This is a genomic window from Streptomyces flavochromogenes, assembly GCF_000717595.1.
Lineage (GTDB): Bacteria > Actinomycetota > Actinomycetes > Streptomycetales > Streptomycetaceae > Streptomyces > Streptomyces flavochromogenes.
Map to the genome: position 1 here is coordinate 153,570 of NZ_JNZO01000005.1, position 16,633 is coordinate 170,202.

18 protein-coding genes are annotated in these 16,633 nt (G+C 71.9%); 10 read left to right on the top strand and 8 right to left on the bottom strand.

Annotated features, from left to right (window positions below; genetic code table 11):
- The first annotated feature begins 1 nt into the window (after window position 1).
- From IF00_RS0107070 to IF00_RS0107090, 5 genes are all read left to right on the top strand, one after another.
- A complete protein-coding gene (locus IF00_RS0107070) occupies window positions 2–1,756 on the top strand; it encodes a dolichyl-phosphate-mannose--protein mannosyltransferase (protein ID WP_030315418.1) in 1,755 nt (584 codons plus the stop codon).
- Window positions 1,757–1,957: 201 nt separating this feature from the next.
- Window positions 1,958–2,881, top strand: coding sequence for a serine hydrolase (locus IF00_RS0107075; protein WP_030315419.1), 924 nt, complete (start codon window positions 1,958–1,960; stop codon window positions 2,879–2,881).
- Between the two features lie 99 nt (window positions 2,882–2,980).
- Window positions 2,981–4,624, top strand: coding sequence for a penicillin-binding transpeptidase domain-containing protein (locus IF00_RS0107080; protein ID WP_030315420.1), 1,644 nt, complete (start codon window positions 2,981–2,983; stop codon window positions 4,622–4,624).
- 59 nt (window positions 4,625–4,683) lie between these two features.
- Window positions 4,684–5,178, top strand: a complete 495-nt coding sequence (locus IF00_RS0107085) for a YbaK/EbsC family protein (protein WP_030315421.1) — start codon at window positions 4,684–4,686, stop codon at window positions 5,176–5,178.
- The gene (locus tag IF00_RS0107090; RefSeq protein ID WP_030315422.1) at window positions 5,175–6,026 is read left to right on the top strand and encodes a DMT family transporter; all 852 of its coding nucleotides are present in this window, start codon (window positions 5,175–5,177) and stop codon (window positions 6,024–6,026) included. The genes IF00_RS0107085 and IF00_RS0107090 overlap by 4 nt, the downstream gene beginning before the upstream one ends.
- 40 nt (window positions 6,027–6,066) lie before the next feature.
- Here IF00_RS0107090 and IF00_RS0107095 read toward each other — a convergent pair whose 3' ends face one another.
- Complete coding sequence (locus IF00_RS0107095) at window positions 6,067–6,348, bottom strand: DUF7848 domain-containing protein (RefSeq protein WP_030315423.1); 282 nt, start codon at window positions 6,346–6,348, stop codon at window positions 6,067–6,069.
- Between the two features lie 375 nt (window positions 6,349–6,723).
- On the opposite strand from IF00_RS0107095, the gene IF00_RS0107100 reads away from it, so the two are divergent.
- Both IF00_RS0107100 and IF00_RS0107105 read left to right on the top strand, forming a co-directional pair.
- Window positions 6,724–7,581, top strand: coding sequence for a helix-turn-helix domain-containing protein (locus tag IF00_RS0107100; protein WP_030315426.1), 858 nt, complete (start codon window positions 6,724–6,726; stop codon window positions 7,579–7,581).
- A 21-nt stretch (window positions 7,582–7,602) separates the two neighbouring features.
- Window positions 7,603–7,809, top strand: coding sequence for a DUF397 domain-containing protein (locus IF00_RS0107105; RefSeq protein WP_106975775.1), 207 nt, complete (start codon window positions 7,603–7,605; stop codon window positions 7,807–7,809).
- A 112-nt stretch (window positions 7,810–7,921) separates the two neighbouring features.
- Here IF00_RS0107105 and IF00_RS0107110 read toward each other — a convergent pair whose 3' ends face one another.
- Window positions 7,922–8,701: an SDR family NAD(P)-dependent oxidoreductase gene (locus tag IF00_RS0107110; protein WP_030315430.1), complete on the bottom strand. Its 780-nt coding sequence runs from the start codon at window positions 8,699–8,701 to the stop codon at window positions 7,922–7,924.
- A 194-nt stretch (window positions 8,702–8,895) separates the two neighbouring features.
- On the opposite strand from IF00_RS0107110, the gene IF00_RS0107115 reads away from it, so the two are divergent.
- Window positions 8,896–9,633 carry a 2OG-Fe dioxygenase family protein gene (locus IF00_RS0107115; RefSeq protein ID WP_030315432.1) on the top strand — a complete coding sequence of 246 codons (738 nt, stop codon included), beginning with the start codon at window positions 8,896–8,898 and terminating at the stop codon, window positions 9,631–9,633.
- 104 nt (window positions 9,634–9,737) lie between these two features.
- A complete protein-coding gene (locus IF00_RS0107120) occupies window positions 9,738–10,355 on the top strand; it encodes a LysE family translocator (RefSeq protein ID WP_030315434.1) in 618 nt (205 codons plus the stop codon).
- A gap of 40 nt (window positions 10,356–10,395) precedes the next feature.
- Here IF00_RS0107120 and IF00_RS0107125 read toward each other — a convergent pair whose 3' ends face one another.
- From IF00_RS0107125 to IF00_RS0107150, 6 genes are all read right to left on the bottom strand, one after another.
- Entirely contained in the window at window positions 10,396–10,923 is a 528-nt protein-coding gene (locus IF00_RS0107125; RefSeq protein ID WP_051819941.1) for a YbaK/EbsC family protein, read from the bottom strand.
- 25 nt (window positions 10,924–10,948) lie between these two features.
- Window positions 10,949–12,025 (bottom strand): ArsR family transcriptional regulator, encoded by a 1,077-nt coding sequence (locus IF00_RS0107130; RefSeq protein ID WP_030315436.1) that lies wholly within the window; start codon window positions 12,023–12,025, stop codon window positions 10,949–10,951.
- A gap of 173 nt (window positions 12,026–12,198) precedes the next feature.
- Window positions 12,199–13,389, bottom strand: a complete 1,191-nt coding sequence (locus IF00_RS0107135; protein ID WP_030315437.1) for a serine hydrolase domain-containing protein — start codon at window positions 13,387–13,389, stop codon at window positions 12,199–12,201.
- A gap of 56 nt (window positions 13,390–13,445) precedes the next feature.
- A complete protein-coding gene (locus IF00_RS0107140; protein WP_425338268.1) occupies window positions 13,446–14,228 on the bottom strand; it encodes an energy-coupling factor ABC transporter ATP-binding protein in 783 nt (260 codons plus the stop codon).
- Window positions 14,216–14,977, bottom strand: a complete 762-nt coding sequence (gene cbiQ / locus IF00_RS0107145) for a cobalt ECF transporter T component CbiQ (protein WP_030315441.1) — start codon at window positions 14,975–14,977, stop codon at window positions 14,216–14,218. Before cbiQ ends, IF00_RS0107140 begins: the two co-directional genes overlap by 13 nt.
- Window position 14,978: 1 nt before the next feature.
- Window positions 14,979–16,058, bottom strand: coding sequence for an energy-coupling factor ABC transporter permease (locus tag IF00_RS0107150; protein ID WP_030315443.1), 1,080 nt, complete (start codon window positions 16,056–16,058; stop codon window positions 14,979–14,981).
- Between the two features lie 135 nt (window positions 16,059–16,193).
- On the opposite strand from IF00_RS0107150, the gene IF00_RS0107155 reads away from it, so the two are divergent.
- Window positions 16,194–16,604: an SsgA family sporulation/cell division regulator gene (locus IF00_RS0107155; RefSeq protein ID WP_051819943.1), complete on the top strand. Its 411-nt coding sequence runs from the start codon at window positions 16,194–16,196 to the stop codon at window positions 16,602–16,604.
- Window positions 16,605–16,633 lie beyond the last annotated feature (29 nt).

Below are 16,633 nucleotides of genomic sequence, written 5' to 3' on the forward strand. Positions count from 1 at the left end.
GGTGACCAGTACCGCACCCGAGGCCCTGGAGGGCCAGCACCCCATGGCAGAGCCCGTGGCAGAGCCCTCTTCGTGGCAAAAGCGGCTTCGGCGTTTCGGCTATGCGCCGCCCGCCGGAAGCGCCGCCCCCATCGGGCTGCGGGAGCGGCTCGTCCCCCCGTACGTCCGCCCGTCCAAGCGTCTGATGTCGCTGCTCGGCATCGGCCCCGACCGGTCCGAGCGGCTGTGGCGGCTGATGGCGTGGGGCGGTCCGCTCCTGGTCACGGCGGTCGCGGGGCTGCTGAGGTTCTGGAACCTGGGCAAGCCGAACGCGGTGATATTCGACGAGACGTACTACGCCAAGGACTCCTGGGCTCTGATCAACCAGGGGTACGAGGGGGCGTGGCCGAAGGACATCGACAAGACGGTCCTCAGCGACCCCGGCGCGGTCCTCGTGCCGACCGACCCCGGCTATGTCGTCCATCCTCCGATGGGCAAGTGGGTCATCGGCGTCGGCGAGAAGCTGATCGGCTTCGAGCCGTTCGGCTGGCGCTTCATGGTGGCGCTGCTCGGCACGCTGTCGGTCCTGATGCTGTGCCGGATCGGCCGGCGTCTCTTCCGCTCCACGTTCCTGGGCTGTCTGGCGGGTCTGCTGCTCGCCGTCGACGGACTGCACTTCGTGATGAGCCGTACGGCTCTCCTCGACCAGGTGCTGATGTTCTTCGTCCTGGCGGCCTTCGGCTGTCTGGTCCTGGACCGCGACCGGACCCGGAAACGGCTCGCGGGCGCGCTCCCGGAGGACGAGGAGGGCGTGCTGCGGCCGGACGCGGAGATCGCGGAGACGCTGCGCCTGGGGTGGCGGCCATGGCGCATCGCGGCCGGTGTGATGCTGGGCCTCGCGGCGGCGACCAAGTGGAACGGCCTGTACGTCATGGTGGGCTTCGGCCTGATGACGGTGCTGTGGGACGTCGGCGGGCGCCGGACGGCCGGCGCGGTCCGCCCGTACCTCGCGGTGATCAAGAAGGACCTGGTCCCGGCGTTCGTGTCGGTCGTGCCGGTCGCGATCGCCACGTACCTGGTGACGTGGACCGGCTGGATCGTCAGCGACAAGGGCTACTTCCGGAGCTGGGCCGCCGACCAGGACAAGCTGGACGGCGGCGGGACCTGGGGCTGGCTGCCGCAGTGGCTGCGCAGCCTCTGGCACTACGAGTCCGAGGTCTACAGCTTCCACGTGGGCCTCACCTCGCCCCACACGTACGAGTCGAACCCGTGGTCGTGGATCGTCCTCGGCCGTCCGGTCTCCTACTTCTACGAGTCGCCCGCGCCCGGCACCGGCGGCTGCCCGGCCTCCGCGAAGGAGAAGTGCGCGGCGGAGGTCCTGGCCCTCGGCACCCCGCTGCTGTGGTGGGCCGCCTGCTTCGCGATCCTGTACATCCTGTGGCGCTGGGCCTTCCGCCGCGACTGGCGGGCGGGCGCGATCGCCTGCGGCATCGCGGCCGGCTGGGTCCCCTGGTTCCTCTACCAGGAACGCACCATCTTCCTTTTCTACGCGGTGGTCTTCGTTCCGTTCCTGTGTCTGGCGGTGGCGATGATGCTGGGCGCGATCGTCGGCCCCGCGGGTTCCTCGGAGAGGCGCCGCACGTTCGGCGCGGTGGCGGCGGGCTGCATCGTTCTTCTCATCGTCTGGAATTTCATCTATTTCTGGCCCATCTACACCGGCACTCCCATTCCGCTGGACCAATGGCGGAACCGGATGTGGCTCGACACCTGGGTGTAGCGGGAGAATCACGGCAAGAGGGCGCGACCGGTGGTCGCGCCCTCTTGGTTGTTGTCGGTGGCCGGCGGTGGGCGCCGGCGGACCCCGCCGCAGGGCGCCCCGCCCCGGTGTCGCCGGATTCGTACAACCATCCGCCCGCTCAGGAGTCGTGTAGGGCGAGTGCGCCGTATGCGTGTTCGTTTCGCTTTCAGGGGGACCCACATGACTCACCGCATATCCCTGCGTGCCCGCGTGCTTCCGGTCGTGGTCGCCGCCGGAGTGCTCGTGCCCGTCGTCGCGGGCGCGGCACCCGCTGCCGCCGCCACGGCGCCGCAGGTCAGCTGCACGTCCGGCAAGGCCGGGCTCGCCGTCAAGCTCCAGAGGGACATCACCGCCGCCCTCGCCTCGCGCGCGGGTACTGTTGCCGTCGGCCTGCGCGACCGCACCACGAACACCACCTGCACCCTGCGCGCGACGACCGCGTACGACTCGGCCAGCGTCGTGAAGGTGACCGTCCTCGCCACGCTCCTCTGGGACGCCAAGAAGACCAATCGATACCTGACCTCACGCGAGGCCGGCCTCGCCACCGCCATGATCACCAAGTCCGACAACGCGGCCACCACCGCCCTGTGGAACCAGCTCGGCGTCACCAAGGTGAAGGGCTTCCTGGCGGCCGCCGGCATGACGCGGACGGTGCCGGGGTCCGGCGGGTACTGGGGGCTCACCCGGATCAACGTCACCGACGAGCAGCGCCTGCTCTCACTGATCACCGCCAGGAACACCGTCCTGAGTGACAACTCCCGCGCCTACATCCTCAAGCTCATGGGGCAGGTCGTCACCGCCCAGAGGTGGGGGACCCCCGCCGGTGCGCCCTCCTCCGTGTCCAAGCACGTCAAGAACGGCTGGCTGCAGCGCGCCACGCGCGGCTGGCGCGTGCACAGCATCGGCACGTTCCAGGGCGGCGGCCACGACTACACCATCTCCGTGCTCACCGACGGCAACAGCACCATGAACTACGGGGTGACCACCATCCAGGCCGTGGCCAAGGTGATCCACCGGGATCTGTTCCCGACCGCGCCCGCCGCGTCCCGGTACACGCCGACCGCCACGCCCATGGAGGCGTACGTCGCGGTTCCCCAGCGCTGAGGTCCTGGCTCCCTGTGTGACGGAATGGCCCGAAGTTGCTCGACACACGCATGGGGCGCTGCTTGACTCGTGGGTTCACACGGGGAGGGGAGCGCAGCCATGCGCAGTGGAGCCAAGGTCGCGATAGTCGGGGGTGTGTTCGCCGTCGTGGCGGGCGGGGTCGGATACGGGGGCTACAACCTCTGGAACGGCGTGATGGGTGGCGAGAAGTCGCCGCAGTCCAACGCGGCCGCCGCGCCACGGACGGGGCCGGTCACGGACGAGGAGGTCACCGCCGTCGCGCGGGACTTCCTCGCCGCCTGGGCCGCAGGGGAACCGGAGAAGGCCGGGCAGCTGACGAACGACCCGGTGACGGCCGGGCCCGCCGTGGCGGCCTACCGGGACGGCGCGAAGGTCTCGAAGGCGGTGATCACGCCGGGGGCGGCGGTCGGGGCGACGGTGCCGTTCACCGTGAAGGCGACGATCTCGTACGAGGGCGTCGCCAAGGACCTGTCGTACGCCTCCCAACTGACCGTGGTGCGCGGGCAGACCACCGGCCGGGCGCTGGTGAAGTGGCAGCCGGCCGTGCTCCACCCCAAGCTCACCGCGGGCGGCACTCTGCGCACGGGCGCCGCGAAGAGCGCCGCCATCAAGGCCGTCGACCGCAACGACATCGAGCTGACCGCGGAGAAGTACCCGTCGCTCGGACCGCTCCTGAACGAGCTGCGCACGCGGTACGGCTCCAAGGTGGGAGGCTCCCCCGGCGTCGAGACCTGGATCGACTCGGGCAGCGAGACCGCCGCCGACACCCCTCTCCTCGTCCTGCGGCAGGGGAAGGCGGGCACCCTGAAGACCACCATCGACGCGGGTGTGCAGGCGGCGGCGGAGAAGGCGGTCAAGGCGTACGGGAACGCCTCGGTGGCGGCGATCGAGCCGTCGACGGGGGCGATACGGGCGGTCGCCAACAGCCCGGCGACCGAGTACAACATCGCGTTCCGGGGGGCCCAGGCCCCCGGCTCGACGATGAAGATCGTCACGGCGGCGATGATGATGCAGAACGGTCTGGCGACGCCCAGCACCAAGGTCGAGTGTCCTCCCGACGTCATTTCGAGGAGCCAGAGCTTCCAGAACCTCGACAGGTTCAGCATCGCCGACGGCACCCTCACCGAGGCGTTCCGCCGCTCCTGCAACACCGCCTTCATCAAGGCGATCACCCGACTCAGCGACAAGAACATCGCGGACACCGCCCTCGGCGACACGGCCCGCGACTCCTTCGGCATCGGCCAGGTCTGGCAGGTGGGCGTCCCCGCGGCGGACGGCAGCGTCCCCGAGTCGGCCGGGAGCGATACGCCCGCCTCGTACATCGGCCAGGGCAAGATCACGATGAGCGCCCTCAACGTCGCCTCGCTCTCCGCGACCGTGAAGAACGGCGGCTTCCTCCAGCCGTACCTGGTGGCGAGGGACCTCGACGACCGGGAGTTCGCCAAGGCCGACCGGCTCTCCCCCGAGGTCGCCTCGGGGCTGCGCCTGATGATGAAGGCGGCGGCGACGGCGTCGGACGGCACCGCGACGGAGGCGATGGCGGGGGTCCCCGGCCCCAAGGGCGCCAAGACCGGCTCCGCCGAGATCGACGGCCACGCTGTCTCCAACAGCTGGTTCACCGGTTACTCGGGCGACCTCGCGGCGGCGGCGGTCGTCCAGTCGGGCGGGCACGGCGGCGACGCGGCGGGCCCGGTGGTGGCGCGGGTGCTGAAGGCGGGCTGACCGCCCGCCTCCCGGAACCCGGTCGCATGGCCCGTACAACTACCGCTAGCGTGCGGGCCATGACCGCTGACGACACCACATCCCCCGCCCACCCCCGGTTCGCCGCCGCACTCCAGGAGCTGGGGCTCGACGTCGAGATCCGCCGCTTCCCGGACGAGACCCGCACCGCGCAGCAGGCCGCCGAGGCCATCGGCTGCGAGGTGTCGGAGATCGTGAAGTCCCTCGTCTTCGCGGCCGACGGGGTCCCGGTCCTCGTGCTGATGGACGGCGCCTCGCGGGTGGACGTCGAGCGGGTACGGGTGGAGCTGGGCGCCGGGAAGGTGACCCGGGCGGACGCGAAGGCGGTCCGGGAGACGACCGGGTACGCGATCGGGGGCGTCCCGCCGTTCGGGCACCGCACCCGGACCCGGGTCCTCGCCGACCGGGGCCTGCTCGACCACGCGCGGGTGTGGGCGGCGGCGGGCAACCCGCACACGGTGTTCGCGCTCGACCCCAAGTCGCTGGTGACGCACGCCGGCGGAACCCTGGTGGACGTCCGCGAGCCCTCGGCGTGACGCCGCTCGTCACCCTGGCCGTCCTCGTCGCAGCCGTCACGCACGCGAGCTGGAACGCGCTGGCGCACCACATCAAGGACCAGCTGCTCTCGTTCACGCTGATATCCGGCGGGGGCGCCCTCATCGGCCTGGTCACGGCCTTCTTCGTGCCGTTGCCGGCGGCGGAGGCGTGGCCGTACCTGGTGGCCTCCGCGCTGCTGCACGTGGGCTACATGGTGCTGCTCATGCGCTCGTTCACGCTGGGCGACTTCGGCCAGATGTACCCGATCGCGCGAGGTACGGCCCCGCTGGCCGTGACGGCGCTCGCGGCGGTCTTCGTGGACGAGATACCGGACGGCTGGCAGCTGCTGGGCGTCGCGGTGGCGTGCGCGGGCCTGACGGGCCTCGCGCTGTGGGGCATCCGGGGCAAGGGGGCGCGCCCCCACTGGCCGGCGCTGCTCGCGGCGGGCGCGACGGGCCTGTCGATCGCCCTGTACACGGTGGTGGACGGCGTCGGCGTCCGCGCCTCGGACACGCCGCTGGGCTACATCGCGTGGCTGATGGTCCTGGAGGGCCTGGCGATCCCGGCGTACGCCCTCTGGACCCGCCGGGCGGCCCTGCTGCCCCAGCTCCGTCCGTACGCGGGGCGGGGCCTGCTGGGCGCGGTGCTGTCGGTGGCCGCGTACAGCCTGGTGCTCTGGGCGCAGACGAAGGCGCCGCTCGCCCCGGTCGCTGCGCTGCGCGAGTCCTCGATCATCGTGGGCGCGGCCATCGGAGCCCTGTTCTTCAAGGAACGCTTCGGCGGCCCGAGGGTCGCGGCGGCGGGCCTGATGGTGGCGGGCATCGGACTGATGCTGCACGCGGGATGAGGCGGCGGGCGGGCGGCGGGCGGGGCGTCCACGGAGGGCGTCAGCGACCGACGCCGACGCCCACACCCGCGCCGGGGGCCGGGCCGTCCCAGGAGGCGCGGAAGAAGTCCGTACGGATGCGGCGGAAGCCGGTGTGGCCGGTGGCCTGGGCGTGGGACAGGCACCAGCCGGCGGGCCCCCGTCCGTCGTCCGCCGCGCCGGAGCCGTCGAGGCAGGTGGTGCACTCGGCCTCGGTGACGGTCCCGCTGCCCGTCCGGTCGGGCCGTAACGCCCAGAGCCGGGGCCGCCGAGCGGTCCGGTGGTACGCCCCCGCCGGGCTCACCTCGACCCGCCCGCGGCTGCCGGGGCCGGAGGTGTCCGTACGGCCGGGCGGCGCCCCGGCGGGGGCGGTAACAGCCGGCGGACCCGGCCGGCACGGCGGACGCCAGGGTTGCTCACGTCGACGCTCCTTCGAAACGGTGGCCACGCCCCGGCCGTTCGCGCGGTCGCGGGGGTCTTGCTGTTTCTCGCACGGACCAGCAAGATCAACTCACCGTTACGGTCGACATACGGCACGTGATCGCCATCACAGCATGCCCACGCGTGCCGGAAGAATGCAAGGCTTGCGAACTCCCCCTTGGCGTTCCGCGAGTCGAGGACCGGCGCGGTGACCGCGCACACGCGCGGACACCCGCCCGGGCAGAGAAGGGACCGCATCATGCCGGCCAGGCGCCCCCACCCGCCGACCGTCCGACTCCGGCGTCTCGCCTCGGAGTTGAGGAGGCTTCGCGCCGAAGCGGGACTCACCCGCGAGGAGGTCGCACAGCGGACCGGGATCAACGAGGCGACGCTCTACCGGATCGAGAGGTCCCGGGCACGACCCCAAAGACGCACACTGGTCGGCCTGTTGGACGCCTACGGGGCCGACGAGTCGCACCGCACCGACCTGCTGGCCCTGCAGAGCGGGGCGAACGATCAGGGCTGGTTGCGGCCGTACCACGCGGAACTGCCCGAGGAGTACACCGCGTACATCGGCTTCGAGGCCGAGGCGCGGACGGTCCGCAACTACGAGTCGCTCTTCGTCCCCGGGCTCGCCCAGACCGAGCAGTACGCCACGGAGGTCGTCCGGGGCGTCCTCCCGGTGGCCAGCCGGAGGGAGGTCGCACAGCGCGTCCAGGCGCGCATGGAGCGCCAGGCCGTCCTCACCGGGGAACACCCGCTGCGGCTCCGGGCGATCGTGGACGAGGCGGCCCTGCGGCGCGCGGTCGGAGGCCGCGAGGTCATGCGCGGCCAGGCACGGCACCTGCTCGAACTGATGGCGGAGCCGCACGTCACGTTCCAGGTGATCCCCTTCGAGAGGGGCGCGCACGCCGGCATGACGGGCAGCTTCGTCCACATGGAGTTCCCCCACGCGGACGATCCCGAGCTGGTCTACCTGGACACACCGGCCGGCGACCTGTTCCTCGAGTCGGAGACGGAGATCCGACGCTACAAGTCGGTGTTCGAGCACCTCCAGGCGGTGGCCCTCGGGCCGGACGACAGCGCCGGGCTGCTGGCCAGGGTTGCGGAAGAGTAGAACCGAGAGAGGGTGTTCGCAGTGCAGCACGACCCGGCCGAGCCGACGTGGCGGAGCAGCAGCTACAGCAGCGGGAACGGTCAATGCGTGGAGGTCGGCGACACCTCCCCCGTCCGCGCCCCGGTTCCCGTCCGCGACAGCAAGACGGCCCCCGCCGGCCCCCGCCTCTCCTTCGGGGAGGGGGCCTGGGCGTCCTTCGTGGCCGCGGTCAGGACCGAGCGGCTGTAGCCCGAGGCGGCGTGGCCTCGGGCGCGAGCGCGTGGATCACGGCACGGGCCAGTGCCGCAGGAGCCAGGCGTCGACCGTCATGGCGGCACCGTACCGGCGGTCCCGCTCCCCCTCACTCCCCCAGCACCTCCGCGAAGTGTGTGTTCACCGCCAGGAGGCCGCCGTCCACGCGAAGGACCGTGCCCGTGATCCAGGACGCGTCCGCCGAGGCCAGGAAGGCGACCGCCGCAGCCACGTCCTCCGGGGTGCCCACCCGCGGCAGGGGGTAGACCCGTTCGGCCAGGGCCTTCAGCTCGCGGTCCCTGCCCGACCACGCCGTCGTCGCGATCGTCCCCGGGTTGATCTGGTTCACCCGCACCCCGCGCCCCGCCGCGTCGCCCGCGAGCGTGCGGGTCAGCGACGCCAGGCCCGCCTTCGCCGCGCTGTAGGCGTGGCCGCCGAAGTCCGTCTCGGCGTTGACCGAGCCGATGTTCACGATCGCCCCGCGCCCGCCGGCCGCCAGGTGCGGCAGCGCCGCCCGGGAGCAGCGGACCGCGCCCATGAAGGTGACGTCGTGCTGGACGGTGAACACCGCGTCCGGCTCGTCCTCGAAGCGGTCCCGGTCGGGCGCCACAGGTCCGAGGGCGTTGTTGACGAGGACGTCCAGGCGCCCGAAGGTCTCCACCGCGCAGGCCGTCGCCTCGTCCACCGACGACTGGTCGCCCACGTCGCAGTGCCGGTACTCGGCGCCCGGGATCCCCGCCGCCGTCTTCCGCGCCGCCGCCTCGTCCACATCGGTGACCAGGACCCTCGCCCCTTCCGCCGCGAGCCGTCGCGCCGTCGCCGCGCCGATGCCGCGCGCCGCGCCCGTGATCAGTACCGCGTATCCGCCGAAGCGTTCCCTGAGGTCCATACGCCCGATCTCAGCACTCGGCTCCGGGCCGCGCCAGCCCCCCGTAACATCCCGTTCATCAATTACCCCCGCCCCTATGCGCGAAGAAAGCACAGCCAGGCGATTCGGCCAGGGCCGAAAGACTTTGACACACCCCTGGCGCGAATACCACGATCTACTTCGCCGCCGACCACGCATTCATCAGGGGGAAAACCATGTCCACGTATCAGTCCGGTGTCGAGGAAATCGCAGAGGCCCTTTCCTCCCGGAGCTACGACCTGATCTCGGGCGAGAAGGTGAAGCAGCTTCTCCTGCGGCGCTCCGAGACCGCCGTCGACGACCTGGAGCCGTTCCGCGACAGCTGGTCGCGGATGCCGCTCGACAGCTACATGGCGGACGGCGGCCGCTACCGCCGCCGCCGGCACGCCACCCTGAGCGCGCCGCGCGCGAGCGCCGACTACCGCGTCGAGGCGCACCAGCCGCACTACCAGGGGCTCGACTACAACACCCTCAACGGCGGCGTGGCCCGGCACTACGAGCCGTTCGAGGAGCAGATCCTGCGCGGCCGCACCATGGACAGCCTGATCACTCTCGGATGTGACATATTCGGCCGCCTCGCGCCGTACTCGGGCTGGCACATCGAGGCCCACCAGTTCCGCATCGAGGTCAACGGCGAAGAGGTCGGCCTGCCCACGCCGGAGGGGGTGCACCGCGACGGTGTCACGTTCGTCCTGATGGCGATGGTCGGCCGCTCGAACGCCACCGGCGGCGAGAGCACCGTCTTCAACCTGGACAAGCAGCCGGTCGAGAAGTTCTCCCTGACCGACCCGCTCGACGTGGCCCTCGTCAACGACGAGCGCGTCTACCACGGCGTCTCGCCGATCGAGCAGATCGACCCCGCCGCCCCGGCGTCGCGCGACGTGCTGGTCATCACCTACCGTCACAAGCCCTGATGTCAGGGGCGGGTGGGAGGGGACGGGGTCCGCGCGGGCCCGGACCCTCCCACCCGCTCACCCCTTGAGTGAGTACGTGAGCGAGAAGGCGGGAAGTCGGGAACATGGGTCAGCTCATCGCCGTGGCGGTCATCACCATTCTGGCTGTCATCAGCCCCGGCGCGGATTTCGCGATGACCGTCCGCAACAGTTATCTGTACGGGAGGACCGCCGGTATTCTCGCGGCCGTCGGAATTGCGCTCGGCGTTCTCATCCACGTCACTTACACCATGCTGGGTGTCGGACTTCTGGTCTCCAGGACGCCGATGCTTTTCACGGCGATGAAACTCATCGGCGCCGCATATCTGGTGTACATCGGCTACAGGACGTTCGTCACCAAGGCCCAGGTGGACATCGACCTTTCGGAGGACGGCGGCCTTTCGAAGGCCGGGGCGCTGCGCACCGGCTTTCTGACGAACGCGCTCAACCCGAAGACGATGCTGTTCGTGCTGAGCACGTACACCCAGGTCGTCAGCGCCGACACCCCCGTCTTCCAGCAGGTCGGCTACGGCCTCTTCATGTCCTTCGCCCACCTGGTCTGGTTCGGCCTCGCGGCGGTCCTCTTCTCCAACCAGGCCCTGCGGTCCCGGCTGCTGCAGCGGCAGACCGTGCTCAACAAGGTCATCGGGGCCGTGCTGGTCGGTCTGGGCATGCTGCTGGCGCTGACGCCCGCCATGGCCTGACCCGCCCGGTCCCCGACGGGAGAAGGCCGGTGCCGGCGGGTCAGTCCGTCGAGACCCGCTCCACGCGCGGCTCCGCGATCGCCTTGTAGTCCTCCGACGACAGGGCGATCGAGCGGTCGAGCCGCGCGGCGTTGAAGTAGAACTCCTGGTGCGTCAACAGGTCGGGGTCCACGAGGAGTTGGAGCCGCTCGTCGAAGGCGAACGGCAGGATCGTGCCGCTCGGCGAGCCCGCGAGGTCCTCCGCGATCTCCGGGGAGGCGAAGGAGACGTACGTGCCGCCGTACAGCGCCTTCACCGCGTTCAGGTCGATCCGCCGGTCACCGGGGACGACGACCAGCGCGAAGCGCTTCTCCTTCTTGCCGATCTTCACCATGGCGATGATGCACTTGGCCGCCTCGGCGAGCGTGTGCCCCCGCAGCGCGCTGACCGCCTCGGTGCCGCCCTCGGGGGCGTGCTCGATCACCCGGTAGGCGGCTCCGCGCTCGTCCAGCAGGGCGAGCAGCTTCTCGTACGTCCCGTTGTCGGACGTCACGTCGGTCGCGGCATCGGTCACGGCGTCGGCGGTCATGGGTTCCTCCTTGTTGCGGCATGTTTCAAGTGGTTTCGTACGACGGCGCGTTGACCCTACGCCGGTTGTCCAGGTGCCTGAGCAGAGCGACACCCGAGGAGTCCAGTTCGTACAGCACCCGTACGCCCGCCCGGCGCCGGCGCACCACGCCCGCGGCCACCAGGGACGTGAGGTGTTCGGAGACGGTGCTCGGCGCCAGTCCGAGCGTCGCCGCCAGGTCCGAGGTCGTGGTCGGTGCGACGAGGCCGCGGACCACTCCGGCCCGGCTGCGGCCGAGCAGGATCTCGAGCCGGTCGCCGCGCGCGGGTTCGTCGGTGCCCTCGTCGGCCCGTCCGCCCGCCCGCCGCCCCGGCCGGATCTCGCAGGCCAGGACGGCGGCCCCTTCGGCCTGGTACGACACGGCCGTCACCCCGTTCGGGGCGAAGCCCAGGAGCGACGCCCCCCGGCCGAACACCAGGGGCACCAGGACGATGCGCGAGACGTCCGTCTTCGCCGCGATCCTGCCCGGCGGCCCGGCGTGCAGCCGCAGGACGTCCCCGCGCCGCGAGATGGCCCCGTTCAGGGTGCCGAGGAGGCGGTCCGGGCCCTGGGTGGCGAGCACGCGGGCGCGGAGCAGGATGTCGTCGTCCGTGACGGTCTTCAGAGGCGCCTCGTACGGGGCGAGGGCGGCGCGTACATAGCGAGGGAGGAAGGCGCACAGGTCGGCGATCCGCCCCCCGGGATCCGCGTACAGCGGACGCACCTCGACGGGGACGCCCTGCGGGAACCACCGCTCCAGCTCCTCGCGCACCCGGGCCGGGGACACCTCGCGGAGCGAGGCGATCTCGTCCGCCAGGTCCGGTTGCCGGGCCGAGGACGGGACGGGCAGGAGGAACGACGGCAGGGTGCCGCCGCCGGCCCGGAAGAGGTGGACGAGCCACCCCGGCAGGGTCACGTCGGCCCGCATCAGCGAACGGCGCGCCGCCCGGCCCCAGTTGGTGTACGGCCAGGGCACGAGCCCCCGGTAGGCGGCCAGCAGCCCGATGCTGCCGAACGTCTCCCACAGCCGGCTGTCGGCGATCCGAAGGGATCCGGCGTGGCTCCCGTGTTCGGACGTCGTCAACGAAATCTCGATCACATGCGCCCCCGTGCGCCTGGTCCACCGAACGGTGGAGCGGGCACACGCTAGCGCCCGAATGATCACCGATCCGCGCCCCGGAAGGGCAGAATGTCAGGTCGCGCCCGGAGGAATGTCAGGTCGGGGAGATCACGAACGGCGTTGCGGCCGGGAGCGGTTCACACCGCGCCGTGCACCACCGACCCGACCGCCCTCACCAGCGCCTGCGCCCGCGGATCCGCCGTCACCGTCTTGCGCATGCCGTTCGTCACGTACCCGAAGGCGATGCCGGCGTCGGGGTCGGCGAAGCCGAGCGAGCCGCCGCGGCCCGGGTGGCCGTACGAGGACGGGCCGAGGAGCGGGGAGGCCGGGCCGTGCAGCATGTGGCCGAGGCCGAAGCGGGTGCCGACCAGCAGCACCTTGTCGGCTCCCGCCGACTCCTCGGTCCGGGCGAGCGTGAGGGTGTCGGGGGTGAAGAGGCGCTCGGCGCCGTCCACGGGGCCGAGGGTGGCCGCGTAGAAGCGGGAGAGGGCGCGGGCGGTCGCCACCCCGGCGGAGCCGGGCAGTTCGGCGGCCCGGTAGACCGGGTCGTTCTCGTCGGGCGTGGGGTCGATGACCCCGAAGGCGCGCCGCGTCAGGGACTCCGGGTTCCTGTACGCCTCGGTGACGGAGCGCTTGGGGCGGAGCTTGAGGGCGCCGCTGCCGGGCGGTTCGATCTCCTCCACGGGGCCGAGGCGGCCGACCCGGTGGGCCTCCGTGTCGGGGAGTCCGATCCACAGGTCGAGGCCGAGGGGGTCGGTGATCTCCTCGGCGACCCAGCGGCCGATCGTGCGGCCGGTGACCCGTTGGACCAGGCCGGAGAGCAGCCAGCTGAAGGTGTGGGCGTGATAGCCGTGAGCCGTGCCGGGCTCCCAGACGGGGGCCTGGGCGGCTATGGCGCGGGTCGCGGTCTCCAGGTCGACGGCCTCGGCGAGGGTGAGCGGCCGGTCCAGGACGGGGACGCCGGCGCGGTGCGCGAGCAGCTGCCGTACGGTCACGCCGTCCTTGCCCGCCGCCTTGAACTCGGGCCAGTACGCGGCGACCGGGGCGTCCAGGTCGAGCAGCCCGCGCTGGTGCAGGAGCAGGGGTGCGGCGGCGGCGACGCCCTTGGTGGCCGAGCGGACGACCTGCGCGGTGTCCTCGGTCCAGGGGGTCTCCCCGTCCACGTCGCGGGCGCCCGCCCACAGGTCGACGACCCTGACGCCGTCGTGGTGGACCGCGACGGCGGCCCCGCGCTCACCGCGCTGCTCGAAGTTGCGCAGGAACGCGTCCCTGACCGGCTCCCAGCCCGCCGCCACCGTGCCCTGGACGTCCACGTCCCACTCCTCCATCGCCGATCCGACCCCCCATGGTGCAACGCGGAGGGAGGAGGACCGATTCCGGGGTCTCAGGCCACGGAGCTCGGCACGAAGCCGAACGGCAGCTCAAGGCGGTGCCTGGCCATCAGCTCCTCGTCGGCGAGGATGTCGCCGGTCCGCCCGTCGGCGGCGATGACGCCCTCGCTGAGGATCACCGCGCGCGGGCAGAGCTCCAGGGCGTACGGCAGGTCGTGGGTGACCATGAGCACGGTGACGTCGAGCGAGCGGAGGATGTCGGCGAGCTCGCGGCGGGAGGCCGGGTCCAGGTTGGACGACGGCTCGTCGAGGACGAGGATCTCCGGCTCCATGGCGAGGACCGTCGCGACGGCGACCCGGCGGCGCTGCCCGAACGACAGATGGTGCGGCGGCCGGTCCGCGTACTCCGCCATCCCGACCCGGTCGAGGGCCCTCCGTACGACGGCCTCCAGTTCGGCGCCGCGGAGGCCGGCCGTCGCCGGGCCGAAGGCCACGTCCTCCCGCACGGTCGGCATGAACAGCTGGTCGTCGGGGTCCTGGAAGACGATGCCGACCTTGCGCCGGATCTCCGCGAGGTGCTTCTTGCCGACGGGCAGCCCGGCGACGGTGACGCCGCCCGCGCCGCCGGTGAGGATGCCGTTGAGGTGGAGGACGAGGGTGGTCTTGCCGGCGCCGTTGGGGCCGAGGAGGGCGACCCGCTCGCCGCGGCCGACGGTCAGGTCGACGCCGAAGAGGGCCTGGTGGCCGTCGGGGTACGCGTACGCCAGGCCCCGCACGTCGAGCGAGGGCGCGGTCGTCGGGGGGACGGGCGTCGAGGGGGCGGTCATAGGGTCCATCCCAGGAGGCAGATCAGAAGTGCGGTGAGGGGGAGCGCCGCCGCGTACGTCCACTGGGCGCGGGTCGCGGTCACCTCGTCGATGACCGGCATCGTGCCCGTGTAGCCACGGCTGACCATGGCGAGGTGGACCCGCTCCCCGCGCTCGTACGAGCGGATGAAGAGCGCGCCCGCCGACTTGGCGAGGACGCCCCATTGGCGGACGCCCCGCGCCTCGAAGCCGCGTGAGCGGCGGGCGACGGACATCCGGCGCATCTCGTCGGTGACGACATCGCCGTACCGGATCATGAACGAGGCGATCTGGACGAGCAGCGGGGGCAGCTTCAGCCGCTGGAGGCCGAGGAGCAGCTCGCGCAGTTCGGTGGTGGAGGCGAGGAGCACGGAGGCGGCGACGCCGAGGGTGCCCTTGGCGAGGACGTTCCAGGCGCCCCACAGACCGGGGACGCTCAGCGACACCCCGAGGACGGTCGTCTGCTCCCCGGGGACCACGAAGGGCATGAGCAGCGCGAACGCGACGAACGGCACCTCGACGAGCATCCGCTTCAGCAGGAAGCCGGCCGGGACGCGGGCCTTCGCCGCCACGACCGCGAGGAGCAGCGCGTAGAGGGCGAAGGCCCAGACGGCCTCGCGGGGCGTCGAGACGACGACCACGACGAAGCCGAGGACCGCGGCCAGCTTGGTGTGCGGGGGCAGCTCGTGGACCGGCGAGTGCGCGTGCCGGTAGAGCCTGTGCGTGTGCCCCGCTCCCATGTCAGGCGGTCGTTTCCGCGCGGGTACCGGGTTCCGCGTGCGCACGGCGGCGGCGGACGACCCAGAACGCTCCCGTGCCGACGGCGAGGGTCGCGCCCACGCCGATCGCGCCGGCCAGGCCGCCGGAGAGGCGGGCCGTCTCGATGCCCTTGACGCCGTAGTCGGCGAGCGGGGAGCCGGCGGCCGCGTGGTCCTCGACCTTGCTGTCGATGCCCTTGTCGGCGGCGACCTTCTCCAGTCCGTCGGGGCTGGCGGAGGCGTAGAAGGAGACGAAGCCGGCGAGGACGAGCGCGGTGACGACACCGCCGATCCACAGCTTCTTCGCGGACCCGGCGGGGGTGGCGGCGGGCTCGGCGGCCGGGGCCGCGTCGACCAGCTCGCCGCCGACGCGCAGCTTGAGCGGGGCGGTCAGGCCGCGGGCGCCGTACACCAGGTCGGGGCGGACGGCGACGACCGCGCCGACGGTCAGCATGGTGATGACGGCCTCGCCGATGCCGATCAGGACGTGGACGCCGACCATGGCCGTGAGGACCTTGGAGACCGGGACGTCGGTGGTGCCGCCGACCGCGTAGAGGACGGTGAAGGCGGCGGCCGCGGCCGGTACGGAGACGAGCGCGGCGACGAAGGAGGCCGCGGTCACCGAGGCACGGGTGCGGGGCAGCAGCAGGACGAGGCCGCGGAAGAGGGCGTAGGCGACGACGACCGTGACGACGCCCATGACCGTGATGTTCACGCCGAGGGCGGTGAGGCCGCCGTCGGCGAAGAGGATGCCCTGCATCAGCAGGACGACGGCGATGCAGAGGACGCCGGTCCACGGCCCGACGAGGATCGCCGCGAGCGCGCCGCCGAGGAGGTGTCCGCTGGTCCCGGCGGCGACCGGGAAGTTCAGCATCTGGACGGCGAAGATGAAGGCGGCGACGAGTCCGGCGAGCGGAGCGGTCCGCTCGCCCCCGTAGCCGGCACCGGAGGTGCCCCCGAGTTCCCGCCGTGCCCCGCGCAGGCTCACGGCGACGGCGCCGGCGGCGACGACACCGGCGGCGACCGATACGGGGGCGTTGATGAATCCGTCAGGTACATGCACGCCCTGAATGATGAGCGCTCCTGCAAAGCACTTGCAAGAGCGCACAGGTCACAGAACAGCGGCGCATGGGTCGTGCGCGCGCCGGGAAGGAGTGGGACATTAGTCGATAAGAGGACAAACGGTGAGGAGCCCCCGATGGCTGCCGCAGACGATCGCGCACTCGACCACGAAGCCGCCCACCCAGTCGACCGCGACACCGACCTCGCGGTCGAGGACCACGCCAGGGGACGCATCATCAGCGACGCCCCTCTCTCCCGCCCCGTCCCCGTCGACCTCCGCTACGACCCCGGCTTCTCGCCCGCGACCGTCCGCTTCGTCTTCCCCGGTGACGTCGAGTGGTCCTTCCCCCGCGTCCTCCTGGAGACGGGCCTGCGCGCCCCGACCCGCCGCGGCGACATAGGCGTCTGGCCCTGCGGCCGCGTCCAGACGGTCGTCGAGCTCCACAAGGACGACGGGGTGGTGACGGTCGTCCAGTTCGACACGACGGCGCTGACCCGGTTCCTGAAACACACGTATGCCGCCGGCGCGTCGATGACGACGGGCTGACGGCGTACGAGAGGTGAGGTGACCCCGGG